An 11,007-nucleotide genomic window follows, 5' to 3' on the forward strand; every position below is an offset into this window, starting at 1 on the left:
CGAGAAGACGAGAAGAGGAGCAGGAACGGGGCCCGTCCCGCGGTGGGCGCGGGACGGGCCGTGGTGCTCAGTGCCGCGTACGGCTCACGAAAGGTCGGGCCGTTCGGTGACGCGGATGGCGTTCACCAGTGTCTTGCCCGAGTTCGAGACGAAGCGGACGTTCAGCACTCCGTCGGTGACCGTCACCGTGTAGGTGCGCTGCAGGGCCGTGTAGGTGCCGGCCTCCAGGGCGATGTCCAGACTCGGCTCGACCTCCTTGCCCTCCGCGATCACGTCGAAGACCCGGGCGGTCGGCTTCGTCGACGACAGCTCCGCGAAGTCCAGCTCCACGGTGTAGACGCCGTTCGGAACGTTGTCGAAGCGGTACTCGTGCATGCCCTCACGGGCCGTCATGAACCGCTGGGGGTCCTGGGTGCCGTTGATCCCCTTCTTGGTGGACGTCGTCTTCGTGGTGCCGAGGTATCCGAAGGACCCCTTGGCGTGCGCCCGGTCCGGCTGCCAGCCGTCGCCGCGGGCGTCCGTCGACGAGGAGCCGGCGCCGCTGTCGAGCGCCTGCTGGTAGCCGGGGACGACCAACTGCACCGGAACCTTGATCTCCGGGGTGCGCCCGCTGTCGGAACGCACCAGCAGGTCCGCCGAGAGCACGTCACCGGGCTTGTGGCCCGTGGTGTCGAAGCCGAGCTTCGCCGTCTGCTCGGCGCCCTTCGCCAGGTCGCCCCGGGCGGGCGAGACCGTGAGCCACGGTACGTCCCGCGCCGCGCCGTCGACGGCTTCGACGATCGTGTACGGGGTCGCGGAACCGGTGTTGGACAGGGTCACCGACCGCTCCCGCGTCTGGCCGGCGGGGGCGACGACCGTGACCTGCTTCTGGTCGAGCGCGACCCGTCCGGTGGCCAGGGAGGCACTCGCGTCGGCGGCGCGGCCCGGCTCCACGGTGACGGTCTTCTCCTCGCCGGCGTACCCCGTGGCCGAGAACGCCAGCGTGTGCTCGCCGGTGCCCAGCTGCAGCGCGTACCTGCCGTTGGAGTCCGTCGTGGTGTTCGTCGAGCCCGTGGTCACCTCGACGCCGGACACCGGTTTGTCGTCGTTGCCGTCCGTGACCGTGCCGAGCACGACACCGGACTTCGTCGTGCGGAAGGCGACGCTGAGGCCGTCGGAGATCGCCTCGGTGTTGAAGGAGTACTGCAGGGCGTCCGTACCGGTGGCGTTCTCGACGCCGACGGTGGCGCTCCTGCCGGTGGAGTAGCCGCCGGGGGTGTCGGCGATGTCCTTGTACCGGTAGGTGACGGAGCCGTCCTCGCCGATCTCGGCGGAGAAGGAGAAGGGGACGCCCTGGTCGTACCAGTTCACGATGGACCGCCACTCGACGACCAGCGACCGGTTCGGGTACTCGCCCCGGACCGCGGTGTAGACGCCGCCGGCGTCGGCGCGGACCAGCAGGTCGTCCCAGAACGGGTAGAGAGCCGCGTTCGGGGCCGCCGTACCGGGCAGCGCGCTGTTGGAGTTGCTGGAGTTGGCCGCGAGGAAGTTCAGGTACCCGTTGGTGCTGACCCAGGCCGACTGGTAGGTCCTGCCGTAGAACGGGACCGGGAACGGCAGGTCGATCTTGACGTTGCCGGAGTCGCCGGTCACGTTCAGCTTGTCGGTGCCCGACACCCAGGACTCGGCTCCGGAGGCGCACGCCGTGCCGAAGGCGTCGAGGCGGTCGGGCAGGCGCACGTCGGCGACCGTGTCACCGGACACCGACACCTGTGCGCTCCCCGGCGCCACACAGCGCGAGTCGTGCGTGGCGTTCAGCGTGTACGTGCCGTGCGGCAGGGTCGCCTCGTAGCGGCCCCGGGCGTCCGCGGTGGCGGTCACCGGCGTGCCGGCGAAGGACAGCTCGGCGCCGCCTGCGGGGCCCGCCGAGGAGGTGACAGTGCCGGACACCTTGGCGGACGGAGCGGCGGTGAGGGAGAAGTCCCGCACCGTGTTCCGGCCGTCGCCGACGGCGGCCGTGCCGGTCGCGTCGGTGTGGCCGAACTTCTTGACCGTCAGGTCGTAGTCGCCCACCGACAGGGCGGGGAAGGTGTAGTCGCCCTCGGCGTCGGTGACGACCGTGCGGTCGATCGGCCCGTCGGCGACGACCTGGGCGCCCGCGACGGCGTTGCCCCCGGCGGTGACGGTGCCGGTCAGGGAACCGGTCGCGCCGCGCGGGGCGTCGCTCACCGCGGCGTAGGCGTCGAGCCGGCCCTCACCGAAGACGTTGTTGTCCTCCGCGGTACCGCCGCAGGTCAGGGCGGACACGTCGATCGCGGTGTCGTCGAGGAGCACCTCGGTGGCCGCGACGTCGCCGTGCAGGGAGGCCGACGCGGACCAGACCAGGGCGACGGCGCCGGCGGTGTGCGGGGACGCCATCGACGTACCGCTCAGCGCGCTGTAGCCGCCGCCCGTGTAGGCGGAGCGGACGTTGACGCCGGGCGCGGCCAGGTTCGGCTTGATGGTGCCGTTCTCGCCCGTTCCGCGCGAGGAGAAGCTCGCGATGGCGTTGTCGCTGTCGAACGCGCCGCTCGCGTAGCTGGCGATGTAGGAGCCGGGGGAGCCCGCCGTGTTGCAGCCGGGGCCGCTGTTGCCGTTGGAGAAGGCGGGGAAGATGCCCGCGGTCCGCCAGGAGTCCACCACATCCTGGTACCAGGGGTCCTGGACGCTCGAGCCCCAGGAGTTGTTCACGATGTCGGGAGCCAGGTCGGGCCGGGGGTCGGCGCCGTTCGCGTCGGTCGGCGCGACCACCCACTGTCCGGAGGCGAGCAGGGAGTCGCGGGAGCAGCTGCTGCTCTCGCAGCCCTTGGCGGCGATCCAGGTGGCGCCGGGCGCGACACCGATCTGGTTGGCGTTGCCGTCGTCGCCGACCATGGTGCCCATGGTGTGGGTGCCGTGGCCGTTGTTGTCGCACGGGCTGTCGCCCGCGCAGACGTCTGCCGGGTCGAACCAGTTGTAGTCGTGGGAGAAGGAGCCGTCGGCGTTGCGGCCCCGGTACTGGTTCTTGAGCGCCGGGTGGTCGTACTGGACGCCGCTGTCGATGTTGGCGATGACGACGCCCTCACCGCGGACGCCGTACGTGCTCCACACCTGCGGGGCGTTGATCCGGTCGACACCCCACTCGACGCCGTCGACGGTCGGCTCACTGCTGCCCTTGACCGGTGTGTCGAGCTTGATCGTCTGGTCGGCCTCGATCGCCTGCACCTCGGGCAACTCGGCGATCTTCGTGGCGAGTTCGATGTCGCCGACGACCTTGACGGAGTTGTCGATCCAGAACGAGACGGCGTCCGATCCGGCCGCCCTGGCCGCCTTGAGGACACCTGACTGGGTGTCCTGCGCGACCTTCTTCTTGGCCGTGAGCACGGCCTTGGCCTTCGCCGTCTTGCCCTCGGCGCGCTCGGCGACGGAAAGGTCGGCTTCCTTCTTCATGACGACCCAGAAGGTCGTCTTGTCCTTCTCGTCCAACTGCTTGAGCAGTTTCTGCTCGGCCTTGGCGCTCAGCAGCTCTTGTGCCGGGGGCGCGCTCGGCTCGGCGGCCGCCGCGACTCCGGCACCCCAGGGCAGCAACACCAGGGCTGCCAGGGAAGCCAGAGCGACTCGACGTGGAGATCTTCGAGAGGATGCCACGGGTCTCCTTGATCGGGGGGTGGGGTTCGCCCACCCGGGAGGGCAAGGGCTTTCGCGGAACGTCGTGCCGTCCGAAGCGATCCATCACCTGTGGGTGAGGGGACGGGTGCGGAAAGTGACGGCGACTTATGATGACTATGTTGCATCGAGCATGACAAGAGGGCGGAGGGGTCGGATGTGAATACGCCGAGCATGTGGATGCGACGCGGCGTCACGACCGCGTGCCCTGGCTCGCGTTCGGCCGGACGCATCGGCCTGCACGCACGCCGCGACACGGCGCCGCGCCGAATACCGTTCGACCCGGCGCAGCCGTCCCCGTACTCTTCCCGCGGGTCACCCCCGTGCCGTCCGTCGCCCCGCCGACCGTCAGGAGCCGCCACCGTGTCGCCCTCTGCGTCCGACCGGGCTTTCCTCGACACGACCGCCGACCGGCTCGCAGCCCTCCACGGCGTCCGGGCCGTCACGCTCGGCGGCTCACGCGCCCAGGGCACCGAACGGCCGGACAGTGACTGGGACTTGGCGGTCTACTACCGGGGAGCCTTCGACCCGGACGACCTGCGCGCGGTCGGCTGGGAGGGCGAGGTCTCCGAGATCGGCGGCTGGGGCGGCGGCGTTTTCAACGGCGGCGCCTGGCTGACCGTCGACGGACGCCGCGTCGACGTCCACTACCGGGACCTCGACGTCGTCGAGCACGAGCTGACCGAGGCGGAGCACGGCCGTTTCCGCGTCGAGCCGCTGATGTTCCACCTCGCCGGCATCCCGACGTACCTGCTCGTCGCGGAGCTCGCGATCAACGAGGTGCTGCGCGGCGACCTCCCCCGCCCCGCCGCCTACCCGCGGGCCCTGCGCGAGAGCGCCCCGCCCCGCTGGTACGGCACGGCCACCGCCACCCTCGCCTACGCCAAGGCCGGCCACGCCCCCAAGGGCGCCCTCACCCAGGTCGCCGGGAGCATCGCCGTCGCCGCGACCCACACCGCCCACGCGGTACTCGCGGCGCGCGGGGAGTGGGTCACCAACGAGAAGGGCCTGATCCACCGGGCGGAACTGACCGAAGCCGACGCCCTGCTGGAGTCGCTGACGGCAGGCCCGGACGATCTCGTCCACGCGGTCACGGCTGCGGAGACACTGTTCGACCGGGCCGTGGAGGCGGCCCGGCAGCGCTCCGGCTGAGCATCAGCCGACGAGCAGCGGTGCGAGGAATCTGCTGGGCGTGCCGTGCCGGAAGACGGCCAGGGCGTCGCGGGAGCGGGTGGCCGCGACGAAGAGCGACGAAGAGCGACGAAGAGCAGGGAGCGGGCCCGCTGGAACTCACGGCGGTGGCGGAGCGCGTCGGTGTGCCGCATGCGGATCACGTCCGCGCGCGGTATGAGGCCTTCCGCCGCGCCGGCGATGATCACGCGCTGGTACTTGAGGCCCCTGAAGCGGAACATCGTGCCGATGTGCACGCCTTCGTCGCCGCGTGGTCCGTCCGGGTCAATCGGATAGCGGACATCCGACATGGTCCGCCCGCATTCCTGGATCGCCCGGACGGCGGTCTGGCCGGAAACGCTCACTTTCGTCCCTGAACATCCGCGTTCACCCTGCGACCAGGGGCGATACGGCGACGCAGCGGGGCGAGGGGGAGTCGCGATGGCCGCCGATCCGGTCTACGTTTTGGTCCTGCCCGCACGCCGGGCGCCTGGCAGGCGTACTCGCGGCTCGACACCGCCGTGCGCCGACCGGATCGGCTACCTCGTGGCGCAGGGTCCTTTGCATGATCGGGTTCATCCGGTGAGGCCGAGGGAGGCCAGGGGGCGGTGGTAGTCGCGAGCGGCCCGGCGGAGGGCGGCGGCGATGTTGGTGTGGCCGTCCTGGCGATGGACGCCGATGGCGAGGTTGCGCAGGCCGGCCATGACGCGCGGGAGCCGGCCGGTGCGGATCTTGGAGTCGTCCTCGCGGAAGGTGCGGTCCCGGACGTGGTGCAGAAGATTTTCGATCTTCCAGTGGCCGCGGATCCAGGCGGCGAGCTGGGCGCCGCTCACGGCGCCGGGCGGCAGGCTGGTGATCAGGTAGACGCGTTCGATGGTGAGCTTGCCGGTGGTGAAATCCTGCCTCCAGCACACGACTTGGAGGGCCTGCTGAGCGTCGAGGTAGTCCAGGTGAGCGAAGGCAGCGGTCTTCAGGCGCCGGATCTCGTGGCGGTGGTGGGCGCGGGTGCGCTCGTAATGGTCGAGGGTGATCTCCTGCCAGGGCAGGCGGCGGACGCGGTCGAACAGGCCGGGGTGGTTGGCCTTGACCTGGGCGATGTAGTGGGCGCCGCGGGTGCGGAGGTAGGTGCCGTGGGCGTGCTGGGTGTGCAGGGCATCGGCGGTGACCACGCTGTCGGTGAGATCGATGGTGTCCAACAGGGGCTGGAAGGCGGGGATTTCGTTGCTCTTGTCGGCGATCTGACACTGGGCGAGAACGCTGCCGCTGTGGTCCATCGCGGCGAGCAGGGTGACGTGCGTGGCCGTGGCGGTGCGCGAGCCGCGCAGGGCCTTGCCGTCGACGGCGATGGCCCGCAGTCCGGGCTCGGTCGGGGTGGCCCGGGCGGCGAGGAAGGCGCCGATCGCCCGGTCCAGGGCGTCGCCGTCGAGCTGGACCAGGAGGCGGCGCAGGGTGTGGGGATGCGGGACCGACACGGTGCCGGTCAGCCGGTCGACGGGGAAACCGAGGGCCCGGCAGGCCCAGGCCGGGGCATCCGTGACCCACTCCGTGATCGCGGTCAGTGAGCGGGCGCCGGCCAGGACACTCGCCGCGGCCGCTGCGAGCAGAGCGGACAGCAGGTAGCGGCGTCCACGAAGACCTCGCGGGTCGGGCATCGCCTCCAGGAACTGCGACAGACACAGTGCGTCCGTCAACGGGGCCGGTGCAGTGGCCTGAGCCAGTTGATCCAGCGCGGAGGGCATGAGAGAAGATGGAGGAGCAGGCACGGACTCACCAAGTGTTCATGGGACTTCGACACTCACATGATCACTGAGACCGTGCCTGCACTGCGTTCGCCCTCCGCCCGGGCCGGGGCGCCCCGCCCCGACTGTGAACCAACCCGACGTTCCAGACAGAACCGATCATGCAACGGACCCTGGCCCTGCAGTACGGAGGAAACGCGGACGAGAGGGTCTGCGAGTACCTGAGATACCGCCAGTACAACGGGCTCACGAGCGGCTGGCAGCACCTGCTGTACAACGTCGACCCCGACTGGATCACCTTCGCCGACGGCAAGGTCGGACGGCGGGTGAAGAGCTTCAAGGACCCGTCCTACGGAGTCACCCTCAATCTGGACCATCTCGCTGCGTGCGCCAACCCGGTCGTCAGGAAGGGAAGCAACTCGGGTGGAGGGGAGGCCAACCGCGGCGACTTCGCCGGCTGGGGCGGCGACCTGTGCACCTTCTACTCAGAATGGCGGGTGAACGCCGACTCGTACGCCTCCGGCTACCTGTTCTGCCAGGATCGCCTGGCGGGCATCTCGGTGCCGTCCTCGTTCAGCTTCGGCGACCTCATCGAGGACGTGGACGGTTACCTGATGGGAACGGTGGCCAGGAACGACACCAGCATCAGGGAAACCTTCCACCGCCACTACAATTCCACGATCACAGCGGGCCACCTCAGCCGTTTCAAGGATTTCTACGACCAGCGGTACGACGGCAAAATGGACATGGTCAAGAGGGCCGCCGGCGCGATGCTGGAGGGCGATGTGGAGGTCCTTCTCAACGGTCTGAGGAATGCCGTCTTCGTCAAGTACGGAAAGGGAATCCTCGCACCGTCCGAACTGTCGCAGGACAAGCTCGACCCATTCCTCTCGGGATACGCGGACACGTTCCAGAGGATCATGGGGCAGGAAAACGCGAGGGCCCGGGCCTTCAGGGCGGCGAACGGAAAGTAGGGAGAGGAGCGGCACAGCTGTGTGGATTTTGCTTTACCTGGCCGTGGGTGCGGTCTGTCTCGTCTGGCTACTCACGAAGGCGGTGAGGGCCGGTCGGGCGGGACACTGGAAGGCGCCCGGACCATGGTGCGCCCTGGCCTCCCTGGGCACCGTCCTCACGGCTGTCGCCTACCTCTGCGGGTTGTTCACCGCTTTCGGCGGACCTGAACTCGGTGAGACCTGCCAGATCGTGCACGGTCAGAAGTACGACGACGACTACCGGGCCCGGCACGCCGACGAGGCCAATCGCTGGTTCCCGCTGCACAACAAGTGCAATGCGGAATTCGACCTCGTCCCGGCCTGGGTCAACCCCACCGTGTCCTCCCTGGCCTTCCTCACTGCGGCCGGTGCCGGCATGGCCGTTGTGACGGGTGTGGCGCGTGTGCGGGACATGTCGTCGATCTCGGGCTCGAAGAGAGGGAGTAAAGGGAATGAACAGCCTTACAAGTGATCTGTCTCGTCGGCGGTTCGTCGGAGTCACGGCGGGCTGCGCCGGTGGCGCGGCGCTGTGGGGAGTCGGGGCGGCCGGTACCTGCCGTGGCGGCCCCGAAGGCCCCGGAGAACCCGGAGACGGAGACGACGACATGGAGCCGTGCGACCTCCGCGAACGGGTGGCCGGTCATCGGGAAAGCCCCTGTGCAGCGCGCCGAGGGCAGTGGTGTACCCGTGTCAGTGGCCGGTGGGGACGCGACCCCCATACTTCTGCACGTCGTCCGTCGCTTCCACTACGAGATCGACACGTTGCGGGAGAAGGACGTCACGGGGCACACGACCAACCGCGAGATCGTGCAGGAGTACCAGTCGAACTACCTGTCCGGCACGGCGATCGCGATCCGCCCCGGTTCGTACCCGATGGGAGCGCGGGGCGGCTTCTACCCCCACGAACTCGTCGTCATCCGTGACGTACTCGCCGAACTCGACGGCACGGTCGCCTGGGGAGGAGACGAGGAGGTGCCGATGGAGTCCCACTTCCACATGGCTCTCGGTCCCTCGCATCCCAAGGTCAGGAACGTGGCGAAGAAGCTCCGCATGTGGGACCTGACCCCAGGCCGGGGAGCCGGTTCGATCGATGCCTTCGCTCCGGCGCGACGCCGTGCGGCACGTGCTTTCGAAAGACGGACCGCACACTGACCCGTCAGCTGCCGGGTTCCGGACCCATCGCCCGTCCACAGGGGACGGAACCCGGCGTGGCCCATGGTGGGGAGCGGGCCGGCCACGGCTCGGTACTCCAGCTGCAGTTCGCCGAGAGACCCCGGCCCCGGGACGACGTGGCTCCGGCCGGTGTGACGTCGAGTGGCACTTGTCCATGACGTGCTCTTGCCGAGGGGTTCGAAGACGGGTCTCAGCACCGCCGGGATGGCCGTCTCCCCGCCGGCGCTGCTGGTGCTCTTCCCGAACGCGTTCTTCACGCCCCTCGACCGGCCAGGTCCTGCCGGGGCGTGGGGGCGGGGTGTCGTGTCCTGGGTGGGCCCGGGTTGGCGCAGGTGGTTCCGATGGTGGGCGGAACTCCGCCCATACGGTCTTGCCGGGGCCGGTGGGGCGGGGCAGGACGCCCCAGCCGTCCGCGAGGGCGTCCACCAGGAGTAAGCCCCGGCCCGACTCGCCGTCCGGGGCCGGTGTCCCGGCGCCCGGTCGACGATGCGGCAGGCCGAGGAGGAACGCGCCAAGGCCGAGGCGCTGCTGGCCCAGGCGCAGGAGGAGCTGGCCCGTCGGCGCCGACAGGCGGAACGGGACGCCGAACGGGAGCGGCAGGCCGCCTTCTTCCCCGCTCACTCTGGTCTGTCGCAGGACGAGCAGGACGCCGGGCAGTTCTCCGACCTCCTGGAGCGGGCGGAGGCCGAACTCGGCGCGGTGCGCGAGGAACTGCGGCAGCTCGGTGAGGAGATCTGCGGGCAGGGCGGTGGAGTAACCGAACCGCGGGTCATCGAGGGCCAGTGGGTGCGGCGGTCCGCGCCGGTGGAGGAAGTGGTCACTGCCGAGCCGATCGTCTCCTCGTCCCCGGGTGCCCCCGCCACGGGGGGCCCGGCGACGAGGACTGCTGCCAAGCGCAGGAGTGGGTATGCGCCCGGCCCGCCCCGGCGGCTACGGACCGGCGTGGCGTGGGTGGTCTGCATGCTGCCGCCGTGGGTGCCGATGCTCGTCGTCACAGCCAACCGGGCGGCCTACGCGACCGAGGCGACATTCTGGCAACTGGCGTCGTTCACCACTGTCGCGGTGATCACAGGCGCGTGCGTGTGCGTGATGGCCGCGCTTTTCGCGGGAATCGTAGGCGTTGCCTTGTTGGACAGGGCCTCGGAACAGAAGGCCAGTGAAAGTAGCCTTGGATGCATGTTCGTGGTGGCCCTACTCCTCTTTGTCACGGCCTTCTTCACGCCTCTTGACTGGCCGGGGCCGGCCGGAGCGTGGGGGAAGGCGCTCGTGTCCCTCGTAGGTATGGGGTAGGCGTGGGCGGTTCCGGCAGGGGTGCGCACTCCGCCCGTACGGTCTTGTCGGGGCCGGTGGGGCGGGGCGGCACGTCGTGCGGGAGGAGTCCTACGGCAGGAGACCGTCCGCCTCCGTGAACACGGTGTGGGCGATCATCATGAAGCCCACGCACACGGCGACGACCACACCGAGGAAGGCGAGCACGCAACCCGTCCCCGCGGCGAGCTTCCCGCGGGCCGGGGCGTGCGCCGTGGCACGCTCCGGGCTGTCGGCGAGGTAGTACACGGTGACGTGGTCGCCCTCGACGACCGTCGACGGGCCGTTCGCCTCGTCGAAGCGGATGACGCGCCCCTCTCGGGTCGTGAACTCGTAGACGTGGTGCAGGGTGGTGCGCACGCCGGTGTCCCCCGCGCCGTCTCTGGTCCTGGTGTAGGTCCGCAGACATCTCCCCTCGGCCGTGAGGCCGTGGTTCCAGGCGCCGCTGACCTGTCTGCTGCGGCTGATGGTCCTGGCGGCCATGACGGACACGCCGACGATCACGATGACGGGTATGACGTAGAAAAAAGCTTCCATGAGTTCCCCCACCGGTCCCGTCCGCGCCGGGACGACCTGCACGGTGGGCGCCTGGTCACGGCGCCCGTAGAAGTGTCACACGGAAGATCCCCGAACCGGGACGGAGAGGTGCGCTCTCTCGGCTTCATGCCGGCGGACCACCCGGGGACCCATCGCCTCACGACAGTGAAACCCGATGCCCGTGTCACCCCCGTGTCAGCGGCGGACCCTCACGTGCCTTCCATGGTGACCGACGGGAAAACGGCCGGCGGCAGCCGACGGTGACTGCCGACCGGACGACTGGCGGTGGTGCCCCGAGGCGGGGTGTGGTGGTTCCCGTTCGGGGCGCTGGTCACTGTCCGAAGAATGCCGCGGGCCGCTTCATTTCCGTCGGCACGATCCACCCGCCGATCCTGGCAGCACTGGAGGAAAGTACATGACCGAGC

General features: G+C 69.8%; 8 protein-coding genes and 1 pseudogene. 5 read left to right on the forward strand and 4 right to left on the reverse strand.

What is annotated here, in order from left to right:
* Window positions 1–84: 84 nt before the first annotated feature.
* Complete coding sequence (locus AC6F7H_RS22320; RefSeq protein ID WP_500758682.1) at window positions 85–3,645, reverse strand: S8 family serine peptidase; 3,561 nt, start codon at window positions 3,643–3,645, stop codon at window positions 85–87.
* Between the two features lie 381 nt (window positions 3,646–4,026).
* Between AC6F7H_RS22320 and AC6F7H_RS22325 the strand changes: the two genes are divergently transcribed.
* Window positions 4,027–4,815, forward strand: coding sequence for a nucleotidyltransferase family protein (locus AC6F7H_RS22325; protein WP_500758683.1), 789 nt, complete (start codon window positions 4,027–4,029; stop codon window positions 4,813–4,815).
* Window positions 4,816–4,818: 3 nt separating this feature from the next.
* Here the strand turns inward: AC6F7H_RS22325 and AC6F7H_RS22330 are convergent.
* Window positions 4,819–5,123 (reverse strand): annotated as a pseudogene (locus AC6F7H_RS22330) (UvrD-helicase domain-containing protein); the annotation flags it as partial.
* Window positions 5,124–5,408: 285 nt separating this feature from the next.
* A complete protein-coding gene (locus AC6F7H_RS22335) occupies window positions 5,409–6,524 on the reverse strand; it encodes an ISAs1 family transposase (RefSeq protein WP_500758684.1) in 1,116 nt (371 codons plus the stop codon).
* A 209-nt stretch (window positions 6,525–6,733) separates the two neighbouring features.
* Between AC6F7H_RS22335 and AC6F7H_RS22340 the strand changes: the two genes are divergently transcribed.
* The 4 genes from AC6F7H_RS22340 (at window position 6,734) to AC6F7H_RS22355 (ending at window position 10,027) form a co-directional block, all read left to right on the forward strand.
* Window positions 6,734–7,546, forward strand: coding sequence for a hypothetical protein (locus AC6F7H_RS22340; RefSeq protein ID WP_500758685.1), 813 nt, complete (start codon window positions 6,734–6,736; stop codon window positions 7,544–7,546).
* A gap of 19 nt (window positions 7,547–7,565) precedes the next feature.
* Window positions 7,566–8,036 (forward strand): hypothetical protein, encoded by a 471-nt coding sequence (locus tag AC6F7H_RS22345; RefSeq protein ID WP_500758686.1) that lies wholly within the window; start codon window positions 7,566–7,568, stop codon window positions 8,034–8,036.
* Between the two features lie 215 nt (window positions 8,037–8,251).
* The gene (locus AC6F7H_RS22350) at window positions 8,252–8,716 is read left to right on the forward strand and encodes a hypothetical protein (RefSeq protein WP_500758687.1); all 465 of its coding nucleotides are present in this window, start codon (window positions 8,252–8,254) and stop codon (window positions 8,714–8,716) included.
* 507 nt (window positions 8,717–9,223) lie between these two features.
* Window positions 9,224–10,027 carry a hypothetical protein gene (locus AC6F7H_RS22355; protein WP_500758688.1) on the forward strand — a complete coding sequence of 268 codons (804 nt, stop codon included), beginning with the start codon at window positions 9,224–9,226 and terminating at the stop codon, window positions 10,025–10,027.
* Window positions 10,028–10,117: 90 nt separating this feature from the next.
* Here the strand turns inward: AC6F7H_RS22355 and AC6F7H_RS22360 are convergent, their stop codons facing one another.
* On the reverse strand, window positions 10,118–10,582 hold the full coding sequence (locus tag AC6F7H_RS22360; RefSeq protein WP_500758689.1) for a DUF3592 domain-containing protein: 465 nt from the start codon (window positions 10,580–10,582) through the stop codon (window positions 10,118–10,120).
* Between the last annotated feature and the right edge of the window lie 425 nt (window positions 10,583–11,007).

The sequence above is a fragment of the Streptomyces sp. MMS24-W38 genome (assembly GCF_059889265.1).